Source organism: Nocardioides marmotae, assembly GCF_013177455.1.
GTDB lineage: Bacteria > Actinomycetota > Actinomycetes > Propionibacteriales > Nocardioidaceae > Nocardioides > Nocardioides marmotae.
Genome location: NZ_CP053660.1, coordinates 2,914,612 through 2,932,182, shown reverse-complemented (window position 1 = coordinate 2,932,182; position 17,571 = coordinate 2,914,612). Strand labels below are relative to the sequence as shown.

General features: G+C 73.1%; 17 protein-coding genes and 1 other RNA gene. 7 read left to right on the top strand and 11 right to left on the bottom strand.

From position 1 onward, the window contains the following. Positions 1 to 28 precede the first annotated feature (28 nt). Positions 29 to 1,582, top strand: coding sequence for an MXAN_6640 family putative metalloprotease (locus HPC71_RS13995; RefSeq protein WP_154616275.1), 1,554 nt, complete (start codon positions 29 to 31; stop codon positions 1,580 to 1,582). A 7-nt stretch (positions 1,583 to 1,589) separates the two neighbouring features. Here the strand turns inward: HPC71_RS13995 and HPC71_RS13990 are convergent, their stop codons facing one another. Together HPC71_RS13990 and HPC71_RS13985 are read right to left on the bottom strand one after the other, a co-directional pair. Continuing rightward, the gene (locus HPC71_RS13990; RefSeq protein ID WP_154616278.1) at positions 1,590 to 2,177 is read right to left on the bottom strand and encodes a hypothetical protein; all 588 of its coding nucleotides are present in this window, start codon (positions 2,175 to 2,177) and stop codon (positions 1,590 to 1,592) included. 11 nt (positions 2,178 to 2,188) lie between these two features. Continuing rightward, positions 2,189 to 3,328 carry a zinc-dependent alcohol dehydrogenase gene (locus tag HPC71_RS13985; protein ID WP_154616470.1) on the bottom strand — a complete coding sequence of 380 codons (1,140 nt, stop codon included), beginning with the start codon at positions 3,326 to 3,328 and terminating at the stop codon, positions 2,189 to 2,191. Between the two features lie 171 nt (positions 3,329 to 3,499). Between HPC71_RS13985 and HPC71_RS13980 the strand changes: the two genes are divergently transcribed. Then, positions 3,500 to 5,551, top strand: a complete 2,052-nt coding sequence (locus HPC71_RS13980) for a SpoIIE family protein phosphatase (RefSeq protein ID WP_154616280.1) — start codon at positions 3,500 to 3,502, stop codon at positions 5,549 to 5,551. A gap of 213 nt (positions 5,552 to 5,764) precedes the next feature. Here HPC71_RS13980 and HPC71_RS13975 read toward each other — a convergent pair whose 3' ends face one another. Together HPC71_RS13975 and HPC71_RS13970 are read right to left on the bottom strand one after the other, a co-directional pair. After that, positions 5,765 to 7,750 (bottom strand): beta-propeller domain-containing protein, encoded by a 1,986-nt coding sequence (locus HPC71_RS13975; protein ID WP_154616282.1) that lies wholly within the window; start codon positions 7,748 to 7,750, stop codon positions 5,765 to 5,767. Further along, entirely contained in the window at positions 7,747 to 8,259 is a 513-nt protein-coding gene (locus tag HPC71_RS13970) for an RNA polymerase sigma factor (protein ID WP_230084488.1), read from the bottom strand. Before HPC71_RS13970 ends, HPC71_RS13975 begins: the two co-directional genes overlap by 4 nt. A gap of 71 nt (positions 8,260 to 8,330) precedes the next feature. Here HPC71_RS13970 and HPC71_RS13965 point away from each other — a divergent pair, with 71 nt between their 5' ends. Further along, positions 8,331 to 9,272, top strand: a complete 942-nt coding sequence (locus tag HPC71_RS13965; RefSeq protein WP_171896807.1) for an MBL fold metallo-hydrolase — start codon at positions 8,331 to 8,333, stop codon at positions 9,270 to 9,272. A 17-nt stretch (positions 9,273 to 9,289) separates the two neighbouring features. On the opposite strand, the gene HPC71_RS13960 is transcribed toward HPC71_RS13965, so the two are convergent. The 5 genes from HPC71_RS13960 to sigJ all read right to left on the bottom strand — a co-directional run bounded on the left by HPC71_RS13960 (position 9,290) and on the right by sigJ (position 14,751). Beyond that, positions 9,290 to 9,490 (bottom strand): hypothetical protein, encoded by a 201-nt coding sequence (locus HPC71_RS13960; protein ID WP_154616286.1) that lies wholly within the window; start codon positions 9,488 to 9,490, stop codon positions 9,290 to 9,292. A 520-nt stretch (positions 9,491 to 10,010) separates the two neighbouring features. Beyond that, the gene (locus tag HPC71_RS13955) at positions 10,011 to 11,309 is read right to left on the bottom strand and encodes an HNH endonuclease signature motif containing protein (protein WP_154616288.1); all 1,299 of its coding nucleotides are present in this window, start codon (positions 11,307 to 11,309) and stop codon (positions 10,011 to 10,013) included. Between the two features lie 253 nt (positions 11,310 to 11,562). Beyond that, positions 11,563 to 12,990 carry an MFS transporter gene (locus HPC71_RS13950; RefSeq protein WP_216656421.1) on the bottom strand — a complete coding sequence of 476 codons (1,428 nt, stop codon included), beginning with the start codon at positions 12,988 to 12,990 and terminating at the stop codon, positions 11,563 to 11,565. 478 nt (positions 12,991 to 13,468) lie between these two features. Then, a complete protein-coding gene (locus tag HPC71_RS13945) occupies positions 13,469 to 13,819 on the bottom strand; it encodes a hypothetical protein (RefSeq protein ID WP_154616292.1) in 351 nt (116 codons plus the stop codon). Beyond that, complete coding sequence (sigJ, locus tag HPC71_RS13940) at positions 13,816 to 14,751, bottom strand: RNA polymerase sigma factor SigJ (RefSeq protein ID WP_154616472.1); 936 nt, start codon at positions 14,749 to 14,751, stop codon at positions 13,816 to 13,818. Before sigJ ends, HPC71_RS13945 begins: the two co-directional genes overlap by 4 nt. A 111-nt stretch (positions 14,752 to 14,862) precedes the next feature. Here sigJ and HPC71_RS13935 point away from each other — a divergent pair, with 111 nt between their 5' ends. Beyond that, positions 14,863 to 15,246 carry a DoxX family protein gene (locus tag HPC71_RS13935; RefSeq protein ID WP_154616294.1) on the top strand — a complete coding sequence of 128 codons (384 nt, stop codon included), beginning with the start codon at positions 14,863 to 14,865 and terminating at the stop codon, positions 15,244 to 15,246. A 227-nt stretch (positions 15,247 to 15,473) separates the two neighbouring features. Here the strand turns inward: HPC71_RS13935 and rnpB are convergent. Next, positions 15,474 to 15,873, bottom strand: an RNA gene (rnpB, locus tag HPC71_RS13930) — RNase P RNA component class A. Between the two features lie 57 nt (positions 15,874 to 15,930). Here rnpB and HPC71_RS13925 point away from each other — a divergent pair. From HPC71_RS13925 to HPC71_RS13915, 3 genes are read left to right on the top strand one after another with little or no spacing between them, the layout of a single operon-like run. Then, positions 15,931 to 16,371 carry a tetratricopeptide repeat protein gene (locus HPC71_RS13925; RefSeq protein ID WP_154616296.1) on the top strand — a complete coding sequence of 147 codons (441 nt, stop codon included), beginning with the start codon at positions 15,931 to 15,933 and terminating at the stop codon, positions 16,369 to 16,371. A 21-nt stretch (positions 16,372 to 16,392) separates the two neighbouring features. After that, complete coding sequence (locus HPC71_RS13920) at positions 16,393 to 16,632, top strand: hypothetical protein (protein ID WP_154616298.1); 240 nt, start codon at positions 16,393 to 16,395, stop codon at positions 16,630 to 16,632. 3 nt (positions 16,633 to 16,635) lie between these two features. Then, positions 16,636 to 16,932 (top strand): hypothetical protein, encoded by a 297-nt coding sequence (locus HPC71_RS13915; RefSeq protein ID WP_154616300.1) that lies wholly within the window; start codon positions 16,636 to 16,638, stop codon positions 16,930 to 16,932. 44 nt (positions 16,933 to 16,976) lie between these two features. On the opposite strand, the gene HPC71_RS13910 is transcribed toward HPC71_RS13915, so the two are convergent. Beyond that, complete coding sequence (locus tag HPC71_RS13910) at positions 16,977 to 17,555, bottom strand: hypothetical protein (RefSeq protein ID WP_171896806.1); 579 nt, start codon at positions 17,553 to 17,555, stop codon at positions 16,977 to 16,979. Positions 17,556 to 17,571 lie beyond the last annotated feature (16 nt).

The window sequence follows — 17,571 nt, the reverse complement described above, 5'->3', positions numbered from 1 at the left end:
TGACGCCCCGACCGACCTCGGAGGCCCCGTGCTCCCTCGCCCGACCGCCCGCCTCGCCGCGCTGCTCGTCCTCCTCGTCGGCCTCGCCGGCGTCGGGGTCCTTCCCGCGGGTGCCGACGGGGAGCGCCCGAGCACCGGGCCCACCCGCGAGGTCCATGCGGCGCGGGCCGCCCTCGCCTCCGCGCAGGACGCGCTCGCCGGCGACGGCCGCGAGGTCACCCTCGCGCTGCGCGACCTGGCGCTGACCCGGTCGGCGCTGGAGGGCGAGCAGCGCGAGGCGGCCGACCGGATCCTCGCGCGGCCCACCGACGGGCCGCTGGACCCCGACGGGTACGGCCTGTTCAGTGACCCGCAGCGCCGCTGCACCCAGGTGTGCGTCCACTGGGTCGAGTCCGGGCGGCACGCCGTGCCCAGCGCCGACGCGGACGCCGACGGGATCCCCGACTACGTCGAGCGCGCCCTGAAGATCCTCACCCAGGTCCACCGCACCTACGTCCGTGCCGGCTACCGCGCACCCCACGGGGACGGCACCCTCGGCGGGGACAAGCGCCCCGACGTCTACCTCGCCGACATCGGCAGCCAGGCCATCTACGGCTACTGCACCTCCGACCAGCAGGTCCCCTCCGGCGGGCCGTTCGACGTGTGGGCCTACTGCGTGCTCGACAACGACTACGACCCCGCCCAGTTCCCCCAGAACAACCCGCTGGACAACCTGCGCGTCACCGCCGCGCACGAGTACTTCCACGCCGTCCAGTACGCCTACGACGCCGCCGAGGACGCCTGGCTGCTCGAGGCCACCGCGACCTGGGCCGAGGACGAGCTGTTCACCGACGTCGACGACAACGTCCAGTACCTCGCCCAGTCCCCGCTCGCCCAGCCGCGCGTCTCCCTCGACGACTCCGGGGGCCTGCAGATGTACGGCGGCTGGATCTTCTTCCGCCACCTCACCGAGCGCTTCCCGCGCGCCAAGGCCGGGCTGCCGACGTTCGTCCGCGACGTGTGGCGCCAGGCCGACGGGCGCCGCGGCGCCGCGGACCGCTGGTCGGTCCAGGCGGTCGACCGGGTGCTGCGCAAGCGCGGCACCAGCCTGCGGGCGGCGTTCGCCCGCTTCGCCGCGGAGAACCGCCGCGCCCGCACGACGTACGACGAGGGGCGGGCCAACCGCTACCCGAACGCCCCGCTGGCCGACCAGACGGTGCTCCGGGCCGGCGCGTCCACCGGCTGGGGCTCGCTGCGCCTGGACCACCTCGCCGCCGCGACCATCCGCCTCCGACCCGCCGCGGGGGTGCCTCGCGGCACCCGGCTGCGGCTCCAGCTCGACCTGCCCGCCACCGTCGAGGGCGGCACCGCCGTCGTCACCACCAAGCCGCGCCGCGGGCCGGTGGCGACCCGGCTGGTGCGCACCGGACGCGACGGCGAGGCCACCGTGCGGGTGCCGTTCGGGTCGGTGTCGTGGGTGGAGGTCACGCTGGCCAACACCAGCAGCCGCTACCGCTGCTGGCAGGCCACGGCTTTCGCGTGCATGGGCCTCCCGCTGGACGACCGGCGCGAGTTCCGCGTCAAGGCGACCGCGGTCCGCTGAGCCGCGGTCAGCGGGACGCCACGCGGCGTACCAGTCGGCGGACCGCCCAGGTGGCGCCGAGCGCCCCGGCCACCCACGGCGCCCCGTTGACCAGCGGGTCGATCGCCTGGTGCCGCAGGTCCGAGCGGCCCCGGCCGAACCGCGACCTCCCGTGCGCGACCTCGGCCCCGAGGCCGGTCTCGGTCAGCGGGTCGTCGGGGCGGGTCGTGGCGAGGGAGCCGACGACGTGCTCGACGACGTCGACGCGGTCGGCGGCGAGGAGCAGCAGCCAGTGCATCGCCTTGCCCTCGCTGTGGCGCCGGTAGGCGTAGCGACGCACGGCCCCCGAGAGGCCGTGCAGCGGCTGGGCGGTGCCGAAGACCGGGGTGAGCATGGCGTGCTCGATCGAGCGCTCGCGCTCGCCGTGCTCGGGCTGCGGCTCGGGCAGGTCCCAGCGGGCGCCGGTCTCGGCCGCGATCTCGCGGGGGTACGACGGCCGGTCGGCGGGGTCGAGGTCCACACCCCAGCCGGGGATGCGGGCCCGCAGCTGCTCGGGCGTCTCGGGCAGCGGCGGCTTGCGGCGGGTGTAGACCGGACGGGGGTCGGTGCGTTCCATGGGGCGTCCTCTCAGCTCGCGTCGGGGATGATGACCGGCTTGATGCAGCCGTCGAGCTTGGCCGAGAACAGGTGGTAGGCCTCGCCGATGTGCTCGAGCGGGATGCGGTGGGTGACGATGTCGCTGGGCTTGAAGTAGCCGTTGCGGACGTGCTCCAGCAGCCGCGGCCACTGCCGCTTCACCGGGCACTGGTTCATCCGCAGGGTGAGCCCCTTGTTGAGCGCGTCGCCGAACTTCACCGCGCTGAACATCGGCCCGTAGGCGCCCATCACCGAGACCACGCCGCCCTTGCGCACCCCGTCGATGGCCCAGTTGAGCGCGACCGGTGAGCCGCCCTGGAGCTTGAACCGCACCGAGGTCAGGTGCTGGACCAGGTTGCCGTCGGCCTCCGCCCCCACGGCGTCGATGACGGAGTCGAAGCCGAGGTGGTCGGTCTGCTTCTTCATCTCCAGGACGACGTCGTCGACCTCGTTGTAGTTGATCGTCTCGGCGTGGGCGAAGGTGCGCGCCTTCTCCAGCCGCTCGGGCAGCTGGTCGATGACCACCACGCGTCCGGCGCCCATCAGCCAGGCGCTCCGCGCGGCGAACAGCCCGATCGGACCGGCGCCGAGCACCGCGACGGTGTCGCCCTCGCGGATCTCGGCCAGCTGGGCGCCGAAGTACGCCGTCGCCAGGGCGTCGGTCATCAGCAGGGCGTCCTCGTCGTCGAGCCAGTCGGGGACGAGGGAGGGGCCGACGTCGGCGAACGGCACCCGGACCAGCTCGGCCTGCCCGCCGTCGTACCCGCCGGTGGTGTGGGAGTAGCCGTAGATCGCGCCGACCGCCGTGGCGTTCGGGTTGACGTTGTGGCAGTTGGAGTAGAGCCCGCGCGCGCAGAAGAAGCAGGACCCGCAGAAGATGTTGAACGGCACCATCACCTTGTCGCCGACCTGGAGGTTCTGCACCGAGGAGCCGACCTCCTCGACGATGCCGATGAACTCGTGCCCGAACGTGTGGCCGACCCGGGTGTCCGGCATCATCCCGTGGTACAGGTGCAGGTCGGACCCGCAGATGGCGGCGCGGGTGACGCGGACGATCGCGTCGTTGGGATGCTCGATGCGTGGGTCGGGCTTCTCCTCCACGCGCACGCGGTAGGGACCGCGGTAGACCATCGCTCGCACGCTGGTGCTCCTCTCCTCGACGAGGGGACGGGGTCTGGGGGCGGCGAGGTACCCCGTCGCGGCCGCCCGCAGACCCTGGGCGGATCGGCGTTTCCGGCGCGGTCCTCGCGCGTTCCGTGGGATCATCGCGGGGTCGACGACTCCGAAGGTGGCGCAGTGGACATGCCGAGCACGCCAGGGGGGTCCGCGAGCCCTGCCCCCGGCGAGGGCACCGCGCGGCTGCGCTGGGAGCTCGCCGTCATCGCCGGTGGGGTCGGCGCCTTCGACTGGGACCTCGTCACCGGCGAGCTGGTCTGGGACGACCGGGTGCTCGCGATCTTCGGGCTCGACCCGGAGACCTTCGCCGGCACGATCGAGTCCTTCGACGCCGCCATCCACCCCGAGGACCGCGCGCGGGTCCAGGCGGCCCAGGCGGAGGCCATCGAGAGCTGTGGGGCGTACGCCGCGGAGTACCGCGTCGTGCGGCCCGACGGCGAGATCCGCTGGGTCGTGGCCCGGGGCCGCGCCGTGGCCCCCGCCGAGGGCCGCCCGGCCGTCCGGCTGCTCGGCATCGCCTTCGACAACACCGCCGTGGCGGAGGGAGAGGCGCGGGTCCAACGGGTGCTCGACGCCATGCCGACGGCGTTCTTCCACCTCGACCATGAGTGGCGCTTCACCTACGCCAACCGAGCCGCGCACGAGCTGCTCGGCGGGGTCTCGCGCACCCTTGTCGGCGCCGTGCTCTGGGAGCTGTTCCCGGCGGCCCTGGGGACCGACTTCGAGCGCTACTACCGGGCGGCGGTCGCGACCGGCGAGCCCGTGGCCTTCGACGCCTACTACCCGCCGCCGCTGGACACCTGGTCCGAGGTGCGGGCCTGGCCGACCCCCGACGGGCTCTCGGTCTACTTCAACGACGTCACCGACCGCCACGCCGCGCAGCAGCTGCTGGCGCGGGAGAGCCAGCGCTCGGCGCTGCTGGCCGCGGCCTCCGAGGCCCTGACCAGCAGCCTCGACCCCGAGATCGGGGTCGGACTGCTGGCGCAGGTGCTGGTGCCCGAGATGGCCGACTGGTGCCTGGTCACCCTCGTGACCGACGAGACGCGCGGCGGCTGGCGCGAGCGGGTCCGCGACGTCGGCCGGTGGCACCGCGACGCGGCCGGTCGCCCGCTGCTCGACCGGTACGCCGAGCTCCGCATCGCCTCCCTGAGCGACGACTCCTTCCTGGCCCGGGCGCTGGTGTCCGAGGAGCCGGTGCTCGTCCCCGCGGACGCCGCTTCCGCGATCGAGCAGGTGCTGGCCCCCGGGGAGGCGCGGACCCTCGTGCGTGCGCTCGAGCCGGCCTCGGCGCTGGTCGTCCCCCTCCGCGGCCGTGGTCGCACGGTCGGCCTGGTGTCGCTGTTCCGGGGCTCGGAGCGACCGACCTTCGGCGCCGACGACATCGCGCTGGTCAGCGAGATGACGGCCCGTGCGGGCGTCCACGTCGACAACGCCCGGCTCTACGCCGAGCAGCGCGACCTCGCCGCCGCGCTGCAGCACAGCATGCTCACCCCGCCGCTGGCCGCGGAGTCCCTCGAGGTGGTCGTGCGCTACGAGGCCGCCTCGGAGGCCGCGCAGGTCGGCGGAGACTGGTACGACGCCTTCCGCCAGCGCGACGGCGCGACGGTCGTGGTCATCGGTGACGTCGTCGGCCACGACGTCGTGGCCGCGTCGGCGATGGCGCAGATCCGCAGCGTGCTGCGGGGCATCGCCGTGCACACCAGCGACGGGCCGGCCGCGGTGCTGCGCGGTGTGGACGAGGCGATCGAGGTGCTCGACCTCGGGACGACCGCCACCGCCGCGATCGTCCGCTTCGAGCCCGGGAGCGAGGCGGGCACCACCCGCGTGCGGTGGGCCAACGCCGGGCACCCGCCCCCCGTCGTGGTCGACGAGACCGGCGAGGTGCGCTTCCTCGTGGACGTCGAGCCCGGGCTCCTGCTCGGCCTGCAACCCGAGGTCGACCGACGGGAGTCCGTGGTGGAGCTGCGCCGCGGCTCGATGCTGCTGCTCTTCACCGACGGCCTGGTCGAGCGGCGCGACCAGCCGCTCGACGACGGCCTGGCCCTCCTGGCGAAGCGGCTCACCGGCCTGTTCCACGAGGGGCGTGGCCTGGAGTCGTTCGGCGACGAGCTGCTGCGGCGGATGCTCCCGGCGCGCCGCGAGGACGACGTCGCGCTCGTCGCGGTCCACCTGCGCTGACGCCGGCCCCTCCGCAAGGTCGCGACCGGGTAGGTGGCGCGACCCGGAGACCCCATGCCGATCCCCGAGTCGCGCCGTCGCCCGGTGTCGCCGCAGAAGAGTGATGCTCACCCTCGCTGGCGTCGCCGGACCTGGCCCCCGTAACCGGACTCGGGCGAGCGATACTCGTCCTTTCGGACGGTCCTGTGAACAGTCGTGCTCCGTCGACCGCCGTCACTCGGCCGCGGGCGGCCCGGCCAGGTCGAGGTACGACGCGTCCGCGTCGGTCACCAGCACGACCCGGTTGCCGGCCAGCGGCACCAGGCGGACGGCGTCCAGGTCCCGCCCCCGCTCGGCGAGCACCATCTCGTTGCGCATCCGCCCGTCGGCCAGCCGGAGGACCGAGACGTAGCCCGCCCGGCCGCGCGCGACCACGGTCACCACCGTGCGGATCCCCGGCAGCCACGCCAGCTGGCGCGGGTCACGGGCTACGCCGGCGTACGAACCGGAGGGGTAGTCGACGGTGTCGAGGCGGCGCACGTCGGTGAGGTCGGTGACGTCGAAGAGGCCGGCCTGCGCGCCCCAGCCGCGGCTCGCGCGCGGTCCGGGGACGGGGCCCTCGCCGATGCCGAGCATCCGCCGCTCCCCGAGGGGATGGAGGTAGGCGCTGAACCCGGGGATCTTCAGCTCGCCGAGCATCCGCGGCCGCGCCGGGTCGGAGAGGTCGATCGTGTGCAGCGGGTCGACCTGGCGGAAGGTCACCAGCACGGCCAGGTCGTCGAACCAGCGGACGGCGGTGATGTCCTCGCGCGGCGCGATGCCGTCGAGCCGGCCCACCTCGAGCAACTCATCGCCCTCGCGCCGGAGCGTCACGACCGCGTTGCCGCGGCCGGTCGCGGTCGTGGGGGAGAGGGCGAGCCGGAGCACGCCGCCGACCTCGTCCATCGCCCACCGGTCGCGGACCGCGCCGTCGACGCGGCCGGCGCCGGCGTACCGCGTGCCGATGCCGTCGAGCTCGAGGTCGAAGACCTGCGTCGTGCCGTCGCTCTCCGTGGTGATGATCCGGCTCGAGCAGGTCGGGCACGGCCAGCCGCCCCAGCCGCCCCAGCCGCCAGCGGTGGCGAGGTAGAGGCGGTCGGGGGAGGAGTACGTCGTCGAGGCGTCGGCCGCGATGCCGGTGACGTCGCGGGCGGGGAGGTCGTCGGCGGCGAAGCCGAGCACCGTGGTCGTGCCCAGCGGAGCGGGCGTGCTGGGGATCGCGACGTCGGCGCAGTCGGAGAGCTGCTCCTCCGGGCCGCGGTCGAGCGAGGCGCGCGGGAGCCAGTCGGCGATCGTGGTGTCGGCGACGACGGCCCGGTTGCGCCGGCGGGCCTCGGCGAGGGTGATGCCGCGGCGGCGGTTCGGCTCGACGAAGTCGAGCTCCGGCAGGCCGGTCGAGACGATCAGCCGGACGTCGCCGCCGTGCTGCCGGGCGGTGACGACCGGTGAGGTGAGGTCGAGCTGCGTGCGGGGCGCCATCGTGGCGGGGTCGGCCACGTCGACGGTGACCACGCGGTCCTCGCCCACCACGACGACGATGTCGTCGGCCAGCAGGATCTCCGCGTCGTCGGTCCCGGAGAGCGCCACCGACCCGATCCGCTCGACCTCCGGTCCGGTCACGTCGTAGGAGGTGAGCCGGCCGGCGGCGTACCGGTAGAGCACCTCGCCGTCGGTCTTGACCAGGTCGGGCTCGTCGACGCCGGCCTCCTGGACGTTGGTGCCGGTCTCGCTGCTCGTCGCGCGGCTGGCCTTGGCCGAGTAGTCGGCCGCCACGGGGGCGCGGAGCCGCTGCGCGCCGTCCCGCCGGATGGCGCCCTCCGCCGCGATGGCCGGCCACATCTGCTCCCACCCCCACGGGCCGACCAGCTCCTGGCCGGCGTCGACGTAGTGCTCGAGCAGCGCCTCGCACGACCCGGCCGCGACGAGCGCGCCGGAGAACTCCGCGACGGCTCCCCCCGCCCCGCCGGCGCCGGGGGAGCCGGGCGGTTCCGGCGGGCCGTCGGAGACCGACGTGCCGGCGACGAACGCGGCGGCTAGCGCGCCGAGGGCGAGCACCGTGCCGGTGGAGCGGAGCAGGGGGCGGTGCCACGACCGCTGCTCGCGGCGGGCGGCGCGGAGGATGCGGTCGGTGGGGGCGGGGCCGACGGGGACGTCGTCCCAGAGCCGCTCGAGGTCGGTCACGGGTGGGTCCTCCCGGTGAGGTCGGCGAGGTGGTGGTCGGTGGCGAGGTGAGCGAGCGCGCGCGACAGGCGGCTCTTGACGGTGCCGGGCGCGACGTCGAGCGCGGCCGCGGTCTGGGCCTCGGTGAGCTGGACGAAGTAGCGCAGCACCACGACGTCGCGGTTGACCTTGCTCAGCCCGCTCAGCGCCCGGTGGATGGCGTCGGTGACCTCGACCGCGCCGTGCGGGTCGTGCCCGCGGCCGGCGCGGTCGTCCGGCACGTCCGCGTGGGAGCGCTCGCGGCGCCAGGGCCGGCGGTGGCTGTCGCGGACGGTGTTGACCAGCATCCGGTAGACGTAGGCCTCCCGGTTGTCGGCGCCGGTCACCTTCGTCCAGGAGCGGAAGCACTTGACGAGCGTCGTCTGCGCGGCGTCCTCGGCGTCGGCCCGCGAGCAGCCCAGGAACACCGCCGCCCGCACCAGCGTCGGCCATGCCTCGTCGGCGTACGCCGCGAACTCGTTCTCGTCCATCAGGGGGTAGACGCGGCCCGGGGCGGGCGGGGTTCCGTCGGACCCGGACTTCCTGGCACTAGCGTGCCGGCGTGCGCCTCAAGCCCGGACGACCCGACCTGCACCGGCACGCCTCCCGCCACGACGTCCCGCCCGCGGCCGACGGCGCGCTCGGCGTGACGTTCCTCGGCGTCTCCACGCTGCTGGTCTCCGACGGCACCTCCGCGGTGCTCACCGACGGGTTCTTCACCCGCCCCGGCCTGCTGCAGGTGGGGCTCGGCCGGATCGCCCCTGACCTCGACCGGATCGACGCCGCGCTGGGCCGCGCGCTGGCCGACGCGGGGGACGTCCGCGTCGAGGCGGTCGTCCCGGTGCACAGCCACTACGACCACGCGCTCGACTCCGCCGTCGTCGCCGGGCGCACCGGCGCCCTGCTCGTCGGAGGTACCTCCACCGCGAACGTCGGCCGCGGGGGTGGCCTGCCCGACGAACGGATCCGCGTGGTCTCCTCCGGCGACACGCTCACCCTCGGGGCGTTCACGCTGACCCTCGTCGCCTCCGCCCACTGCCCGCCGGACCGCTACCCGGGCTCCATCGAGGCGCCCGTCGTGCCGCCGGCCCGCACGGCGGCGTACCGCTGTGGCGAGGCGTGGTCGATCCTGCTCGCCCACGGCCCGAGCGGCCGGACCGCGCTGGTGCAGGGGAGCGCCGGGTACGTCGCCGGGTCGCTCGCCGGGTGCCGCGCCGACGTCGCCTACCTCGGCGTCGGGCAGCTCGGCGTGCAGCCGGAGTCCTACGTCGAGGAGTACTGGGAGCACACCGTGCGCGCCGTCGGCGCCAGCCGGGTCGTGCTGACCCACTGGGACGACTTCTTCCGGCCGCTCGACCGCCCGCTGCGGGCCCTGCCGTACGCCGGCGACGACCTCGACGCCTCGATCCGCACGCTCGACCGGCTCGCGACCGCCGACGGCGTCTCCGTCCACCTGCCGACCCTGTGGCGGCGCGAGGACCCCTGGTCGGGGTTGCCGGGCTGAGTCTCGGGCGGGCGGGGTCAGGCTGCGGGGCGCTCGCAGTAGAGGGAGACGACCATGTCGCCGGAGAGGTCCGGGAAGCCGGTCGTGTGGTTGACCACCCGCCAGCCCTCGTCGAGCATCGTCAGCACGCTGTCGGGCAGCTCGAAGGCCGTCGCGGTCCCCGCGGTGGGCATCTCCGCCGCAGTGATCCGGACCAGGACGAGTCGGCGTTCGATCATGGGGGCGAGCCTACGGATGGTGCGTCGCTGAGCCCGAGGAGCCCGGGGCGCCGCCTGCTCGTCACGGCATGCGCCGCATCGGAAGGACCAGTGCACCGGCTTCATCTCGGGAGGCGGGTCGTGCAGGTCATTCCCGCCGAGGAGCGCGAGCGCCGGCGCCTCTCGAAGGCCGCACCCTCGACGGTGGTCGAGTCTCCCCTCGAGAGCCACGAGACCGACACCGCCGCAGCCCGAGCCTTCGTGAGGGAGCTCGGGGTCTCCGCCCGAGCCTCGTGGACGAGGACGGAACCGCGTTGCTCGCCTTCGCCGGGTCGCTGCCGCCGAGTGCCATACCGAGCGCGCTCGTCCTCGACGACGGGCGGATCTCAGCCCGTGTGCTCGGCGAGGTGTCAGCAAACGCTCGCTGCCCTCCTCGACGAGGTTCGCTCGTCCAGCCAGCGAGCTGCGCGCCCGGGCTGGGGCGTCTCGACGTGCCTGTGCCCCGCCGGCTGGGTGGTCCGGCGGGGTCGGGGCGGTGGGGCTATGTCGGGGGTGGTTCGGGGCCGAGGTCGTGGGTGCCGTGGTGGTCGACCCGGTAGGTGAGGCCGGTCGGACTTCGCCACTCGAACACCCCCGCTGCCGGTGTCTGCTGCGACCAGCCGGCGTGGGTCTTGGCGCGGTGGTGGCGTCGGCAGAGTGGTGCGATGTTCTCGGTCGCTGTCGGTCCGCCCCTGGCGTGGGGGATGACGTGGTCGTCGTCCACCCTTGAGTTCGCGTGGGCGGGGCGGGTGCACCAGGGGAACACGCAGTGGTGGTCGCGGAGCAGGGTCTGGGTTGAAAGCCGGTCGGGGACTTCGTAGGCCTCGACGTGGATCCGGCTGTTGAGGTCGATGACGGGCTTGACGGTGATCGTCTTGCCGGCGTCGGACCGCGCGGCGCGGGTGCACCAGTCGGCTAGCTGGGTGGTGAGGACGAACCCGCGGACGTTCTCCACGCGGGTGATGTCGTCGAGGGTCCCGTCGGGGCTCTGGTGGACGTGGACCACGAGAGGCTTGGGGTCGGTGTCGAACTCCAGGCTCAGCTGCCGCCGCGCCATGTCACCCAGCGCGACCGACCGGCGGGCGTCGAGGGTGTCGGTGCAGCCGAACTGCTCGAGCCTCGCCGCGCCCTTGGTCAGGGCGTCGTCGAGGTCGAGCGCGTCCGCGAGGTCGAGGGTCGCCCAGACGTCCACGTGTCCGTCGAAGGACACCTGGCGGGACTGGATGGTCACGTGCCGAGCTTCGGCCCGCTCGGTCGCGACCCGTTGGGCTTCGTCGGGGTCGAACCGGACCAGCGCCTCCTCCAGCAACCGCTCCAGAGCCGCGGGGCCGATGGTCGAGGCGACGGGTGCGAGGTGGGTGTCGACGAACGCGGCGCCCTTCTTCGGCAGGTGCAGGGTGCGGCGGGCGAGCGACCGGGCCTTCCAGGCGGGCAGATCCAGTGAGGTCACCTTCGCCCACAGCTTCGGGAGCCGGTAGCGCAGCTCGAGCGCCTCGGCCAGGTAGGCGCGGCCGGCGTCCTCGGACTTGCCTAGCCCGGCGGCGAACTCCACCACCGCGAACTCGGTCACGAACGGCGCACCTTCACCGGCCAGGCACACCGGCTTGTCACCGAACCCCCGGAACACCGACCAGGTCGCTGCCTCGTCCAACGACTCCGCCGGGTGCAGCACGCACCACTGCACCGCCGTCTCCAGCAGACGAGCCTCAGCGGCGTTCGCCGCCTTCTGCTCGGCCCGGGCGGACGCGAGCACGTCGGCTGGGGTGTCCAGCGGGTGCTCGAGCGTCGCGATCAAGGCCATGCCTCATTCTACTCGAACACGTGCTCGAACGAAAGAGTCCTACGCAGATCCGGCCGGTTCTCCTTGGCCCGCCGGCCGGAGGGCACGGGGAAGCTCCTAGGTTCTGTCAAGGGTGGCGCGGGTGGGTGGTTCTCGAGGTGGAAGAGCCGGCACCGGCCGGCGGACCAGCCAGGCCACGGCCACCGCCTCCATATCCATGCGCCACTCATGCGCCGGAATCACCGATTCCGAATCACCTTCGGTGAATCAGGAGTCAGTGGGCGGCCACCGCGTCGACGGGGGGCAGCATCCCGGTCTTGGGTCCGCGGATCAGTGCGAAAGAGGTGACGGCGCCCAGCGTCATCACCCAGGCCGCGGCGAAGAAGACGTCGCCGTGGGCGCCGGCCAGTGCGGGCAGCTTGCCCGCGCCCTGGGTGAGCGACTCGGTCAGCGAAGAGGTGTAGAGCGCGGTGAACACGGCTACCGCGATGGAGCCGCCGACGTGCATGGAGGCGTTGGCCAGCGCGGAGGCGACCCCGGCATCGTGGGGGTCGACCCCGGCCAGGGCGAGGTTCTGCAGCGGCACGAAGATCAGGGAGAAGCCGAGCCCCATCACGACCAGGCCGGGCAGCACTTCGGACCAGTAGCTGCCCTCGGCGGTGATGCCGCTGAGGAGGAAGAGTCCGGCCGCCGTGAGGAGCGGACCAGCGGTGAGCACCGCGCGGGGGCCGAAGGTGGTGAAGAGCCTGGTGGAGACCGGCGCGGTCGCCATGATGACCCCGGTCATCGCGACGTTTCCGAAGCCGGCGGCCAGCGGGCTCATCCCGAGGACCAGCTGGAAGTGGAAGGTGAGGTAGAGCATCGCGCCGACCATGACGACGCCGACGACGGCCTGTAGCAGGAAGGCTCCGCCGCGCACGCGGTCGCGGATCACGCGCAGGGGCAGGAGCGGGTGGGAGGTGCGACCCTGCCACCACACGAAGATGCCCATCAGGATGGCGCCGGCGGTCAGGAAGCCGATCGTGTCGGGTTCGCCCCAGCCGTGCTCGGCCCGGGCGAAGCCGTAGATCAGCGCGCCGAGGGACAGCGCGACGGTGACGGTGCCGAGGATGTCATAGCGGGTGTCGCCTTCGGCCTTGCTCTCGATGAGCAGGATCTTGCCGCCGATCAGACCGGCGATGACGAAGAAGAGGTTCACCAACAGGCACCAGCGCCAGTCGGCGTACTGGGTCAGCACGCCGCCGAGCAGGAAGCCGAAGGCGGCGCCGGTGCCGGCGATGATGCCGAAGACAGCAAAAGCCACGTTGCGGTCACGGCCGCTGGGGAACAACACGGCCACCATCGCGAGGGCAGCGGGAGCCAGCAGCGCCGCGAACACGCCCTGGAGTCCGCGTGCGGCGATCAATTCGGCGCCTGACTGCGCAAGCCCGCCCCACGCCGAGGCGGCGCCGAACCCGACCATGCCGACCATGAAGGTGCGCTTGCGGCCCCAGTAGTCGGCGATCCGGCCGCCGAGCAGGAGCAGGGCGGAGAAGGTGACGGCGTAGGCGGTGACGACCCACTGACGCTGCCCATCTGCGATGCCGAGGTCGGCCTGCGCGGCTGGCAGGGCAATGGCAACGATGGTGCCGTCGAGGACCACCATCAACTGGGTGAGGCCGAGGACGACCAGCGCCCACCAGCGAGTGTGGGGAGACGGCAAGACCGAGGACATACTGAAGCTCCAGAGGATTCGAGACTGACTCTGGAGGTTTCCAGCCTCGGACTGCCGACGCAGAAGCGCACGTTCGCCTCACCCGGTCCGTGCCGGGTCAGGGCGCAAAACTAGCGCACCCGACCACGAGCCTCCTTCTCGGCGCAGGCGTGAGGTACGCAACACCACGGTGGCGCTGTCAAGCCGTGGACGGCTGTCGGTTGGAGCTGGATACGTGGGGCGAAGCGCCCGAGTCGGCGTGATCGACGGGACTTCGTCCCTCACGTACCGCCGGCGCCTGCAGCGGGTCTCGTGACCACAAGGCTGCCTCGGAGGCCCCCATGCCGACCATCGACCCACGAACGATCGGGACTGCTGCACGAGACGACGAGCGGGGCCCAAGCCGGTCGTCCACGGCGAACACGGCGAGGTGGCTCACTTCGAGAGCACCGGCGCGCCGCGGTCGAGCAGGACTGCGGTGCGGCGTTCAGTCACCCCGGAAAGCCAGCAGCGCGCCGCTGACGGCGGCGGTCACCACGCCCACCAGCTGCACGACCTGGCCGATCGCCACCGCTGCGCCGTTCTCACCGAGCAGGTTGTCGAAGCCGTCAGCGTTGATGCCGCTGAGGACGAAGCCGACGATCACGAACAGTCCCAGCAGGGCTCCGACCCCGTCCGACCACCGACGCCGGACGCCGGCCACGACGGCCGCGCCGGTCAACAGGATCACCAAACCAGGTGGGATCGCCACGGGGAAGTCGACGCCGGCCGCCCACAGGATCGCGATCCCGACGGCACCCACGAGCAGCCCGCCGACCAGGATCGCCCGGCTCCTCATGCGTCTGCCTCGGCCCAGGCGACCAGCTTGTCCGGGTTGAGCACCGACCACATGCGCGCGATGCGGCCGTCGACGACCTCGAAAGCCATCACCGCGACAATGGCCTCGCCCGACCGCGCGACCAGACCCGGCTGCCCATTGACCAGGCTCTCCGCCATCGTCACCCCGGCCAGCGCGGTGGCGCGTCCGACAAGGAACTCCGCGATTCTCGCGGCGCCGTGCACGGGTCGTTCCTCTGCGCTGACCTGTCCACCACCGTCCCCGACAGCGACGGCCTGAGGATCGAGCAGTCCCACCAGCGCGTCGATGTCGCGGGCCTCCCATGCCTCCTTGAAGCGGCGCACGACCGCTGTGTGCTGGGTCGTGGACGTGACCGGTGGCGGCGACCCGGCTATTCGCCGGCGCGCCGAAGAGGCCAGCTGCCGGGTGGCGGCAGGACTGCGGCCGACGATGACCGCGATCTCGGGGAACGGGTAGCGGAAGACGTCATGAAGCACGAAGGCAACCCGTTCGGCCGGTGTCATGGTGTCCAGCAGGACGAGGAAGGCCATGTGGACCGACTCGTCCAGCGTGATCTGGTCCGCGGGGTCGACCGGGGTGGCGCCGTCTTCGGCCCACATCGTCCGCGTCGGCAGCGGCTCGGGCACCCACTCCCCGACGTAGTGCTCGCGTCGGGAACGGGCGGACCCCAGCAGGTCAAGACAGATCCGACCGGCGACGGTCGTCAACCACGCGCCCGGGGACCGGACGGCCGCTCGCTGCTCCTCAGACATGGCGTACCACCGGACGTAGGTCTCCTGGACCACGTCCTCGGCCTCCACCAAGGACCCCAACAGGCGGTAGGCGAGGTTCCGCAGGTGCCGTCGCTCGGCCATGACAGCCGTCAGGTCGGGATCACCCCCGTCCTGGGACGAGGTGGGGTGTGAAGTCATGGCAAGAAGTGTCCAGCGGTCCGGCGTCATTCCCCTACGACGAAGGCGCGCGGTGTTGTGTGAGGTCTCAGCGAAACCTCACAGTTGCCTGGCCGGCTCCGTCGGACACACATGCACACGACACTGTGGATCATCACCGGACTGCTGGCGGCCGTCTTCTGCGCAAGCGGTGCAGCCAAGCTGCTGCAACCCAAGGACAAGCTGGTCGCATCCAGCACCGGAGCGGCGCTCGCTGGGTTCAGCCCAGGCGCGATCAAGGTCATCGGCCTCCTCGAGGTCCTCGCCGCGTTCGGTCTCCTGCTTCCCGGCCTCGTCGGCGTCGCGACATCCCTCGTCCCTGTCGCGGCAATCGGCCTGGTCCTGCTGATGGTCGGCGCCGCCCTCACCCACGCGCGCCGGCACGAGGCGCAGCCGATCATCGTGAACGCCGCGCTGCTGGCATCGGCGGCCGTCGTGGCCTACAGCCGACTGGGCCCCTATCCACTCGCCGCCTGACCCGGTGAGAGAAGGCAGGCCGGAGAGAAGACAGGCCGCCCGTCACGAGTCCGCGGCACGTGGATCGGATCGTGCGCGGCCGTGTGCTCCTCCCGCATTGCGACGGTCACGATCAATAAGCCCGTCCTGCGCAGGGCACTTCAGGGCGCGAAGCTCCGAGGGAAGTACCGCGTGGTCGTGCGCTACCTCCCCGTGAATCACATCCCCACAGGTCAGAGGGGGTGAAGCGGACGGGCTGGCCTGTAGGCCGGGTTCTGTCCCCGGGCCCCTCGCGGGGCGTCGGGGGGCGACCATCCATCTACGAGCGCCGTTGCCGACGCCCTCCAGCGGTCTACCCGTGCACTCGGGCGGGCAGCCCTCGAACGTGCACGCATCGCGGGCGGACCCGCGACTTCTTGACCTTGCTCCGGGTGGGGTTTGCCGAGCCGGCCCGGTCGCCCGGGTCGCTGGTGGTCTCTTGCACCACCGTTTCACCCTTGCCGCCCGGCCGGAGCCGGGTGGCGGTCTGTTCTCTGTGGCACTTTCCCGCGGGTCACCCCGGGTGGGTGTTACCCACCACCCTGCCCTGTGGAGCCCGGACCTTCCTCGCCGCACCCGGAGGTGCGCCGCGGTCGCCCGGCCAGCCCGTCCGCGGGCCAAGGATCGCACACCGGGCCGTCCCACGCGCGACGTAGGTTGGGGGCCATGGACGAGTCCGAGGAGCTGCAGGCCCCGCCGCTGGTCTTCCCCGGCCAGCGCGGCCACGAGTCGGCGTACCGCACGGCCCACGACCTGCTCGCCCGCCGGGCACCGGTCGAGGCGCTCGAGGTGATCGAGCCGGCGCTGGAGCAGGAGCCCGGCAACACCGGGCTGCGGTCGCTGCGCGCCTGGGCCTACCTGCTGCGCGCGCAGCTCGGGCGGGCCGAGGAGGAGCTGGCCGCGCTGGTCGCCGAGAGCCCCGACGACGACTGGGCGCGGCACGCGCTGGGTCGCGCGCTGGAGCGCCAGGCGCGGCTGGTCGAGGCGCTGCCGCACCTGCGGCTGGCGGCCGCGATGAGCGGCGACCCCGAGCACGAGGTGGCCGTGCTGCGCGTCGAGCGGCGGCTCGCCGAGACCGGCCAGGCGTCGTACGACGACCTGACGTAGCGACGCGGGTACCTTCCAGCCATGAGCGACCACCAGGAGTACTGGTTCTGCGTCAAGCACCACCGGGTCGAGACCGCGGACAACCTCTGCCCCAACCGGCACCGGCTCGGCCCCTACGCCTCGGCCGCCGAGGCCGAGCGGGCGCTGGACACGACCGAGGAGCGCAACGCGGCCTGGGACAACGACCCGAAGTGGAACGACGACGACGACGCCGATGACGGCCCCGACGCCCCCGGCGACGCGGCCGGCCGCGGGGTCTGAGGGTTGGCGTACTCCCGCCGTCGCAAGGTCCGCCCGCAGCAGCCCGACGCGATCTCGCCGCGCCCGTTCGTCGGGATGGTGCTCATCGCCACGGCGTTCTTCCCGTACGCCGCGAGCGGGCTCCTCGCCCCGTGGTGGGCGGTCGTGCTGCTCGTGCTGGTCTGGCTGGCGTTCCTCGTGGTCGCCTGCGCCTGGTGGACCCCGCACCCCGACCGGCTGCCCTGGCTAGGCGTGGGCGCGCTCGTGCTGTGGTTCGCCCTGATGAACGCCGGCGGCGCGTTCCTCGGATGGACCGCCTGACCGCCCAGCCCTGACCGCCCAGCCCTGACCGCCCGCCCCGTCGCTCAGCCCCGTCGCGGCAGGCCCAGCAGCTCCACGACCGCCTCCGCGGCGTCGGCCGCGGAGAGCCCGGAGGTGTCGAGCCGGGTGTGCGGGTGGTCGAGCGGGAACGGGTGGTCCGGCCCGGTCGAGAGCACGTGCTGCTCGTGCGACTCCAGCAGGTGCGCCCGTGCCCAGGCGGTGTCGCGCTTCGACGGCTTCGCGGCGAGCCGCTCGGGCGTGCCCTCGCGGGCGAGCCGGGTGTCGAGGTCGGCCCACAGCTCGACGAAGTCCACGCGGCCCCCGGCCGCCACCACCGGTGCGACCAGCTCCTCGGCGTACGCCGTGTCCCCGGGCGCGTCGAGCTCCCAGACGTAGGTGAACACCAGGCCGGGGAGCCCGGAGGCGACCGCCTCCTCGATGACCCGCCGGCGGAGCTCGAGCCGCAGCTTCTCGAACGGCGGCGTGCCCCAGTCGAAGACCTCGAGGAGCGGCTCGATCGTGGCGTGGTTGTGGAAGAGCCGGTACGTCGTCCGCTCGGCGATCTGCCGGCCCACGCTCATCTTCCCCACGGCCTGCGGGCCGAACAGCATCACCAGGTGCACGCGCTCACCCGACCAC

What these genes read in the sequence shown, in the direction of transcription:
- HPC71_RS13970 (WP_230084488.1), bottom strand. Translation starts at nt 8,259, where the DNA reads ATGGACGAGAACGAGTTCGCGGCGTACGCCGACGAGGCATGGCCGACG.
- HPC71_RS13980 (WP_154616280.1), top strand. Translation starts at nt 3,500, where the DNA reads ATGCCGAGCACGCCAGGGGGGTCCGCGAGCCCTGCCCCCGGCGAGGGC.
- HPC71_RS13935 (WP_154616294.1), top strand. Translation starts at nt 14,863, where the DNA reads ATGCACACGACACTGTGGATCATCACCGGACTGCTGGCGGCCGTCTTC.
- sigJ (WP_154616472.1), bottom strand. Translation starts at nt 14,751, where the DNA reads ATGACTTCACACCCCACCTCGTCCCAGGACGGGGGTGATCCCGACCTG.
- HPC71_RS13985 (WP_154616470.1), bottom strand. Translation starts at nt 3,328, where the DNA reads ATGGTCTACCGCGGTCCCTACCGCGTGCGCGTGGAGGAGAAGCCCGAC.
- HPC71_RS13945 (WP_154616292.1), bottom strand. Translation starts at nt 13,819, where the DNA reads ATGAGGAGCCGGGCGATCCTGGTCGGCGGGCTGCTCGTGGGTGCCGTC.
- HPC71_RS13990 (WP_154616278.1), bottom strand. Translation starts at nt 2,177, where the DNA reads ATGGAACGCACCGACCCCCGTCCGGTCTACACCCGCCGCAAGCCGCCG.
- HPC71_RS13960 (WP_154616286.1), bottom strand. Translation starts at nt 9,490, where the DNA reads ATGATCGAACGCCGACTCGTCCTGGTCCGGATCACTGCGGCGGAGATG.
- HPC71_RS13955 (WP_154616288.1), bottom strand. Translation starts at nt 11,309, where the DNA reads ATGGCCTTGATCGCGACGCTCGAGCACCCGCTGGACACCCCAGCCGAC.
- HPC71_RS13920 (WP_154616298.1), top strand. Translation starts at nt 16,393, where the DNA reads ATGAGCGACCACCAGGAGTACTGGTTCTGCGTCAAGCACCACCGGGTC.
- HPC71_RS13925 (WP_154616296.1), top strand. Translation starts at nt 15,931, where the DNA reads ATGGACGAGTCCGAGGAGCTGCAGGCCCCGCCGCTGGTCTTCCCCGGC.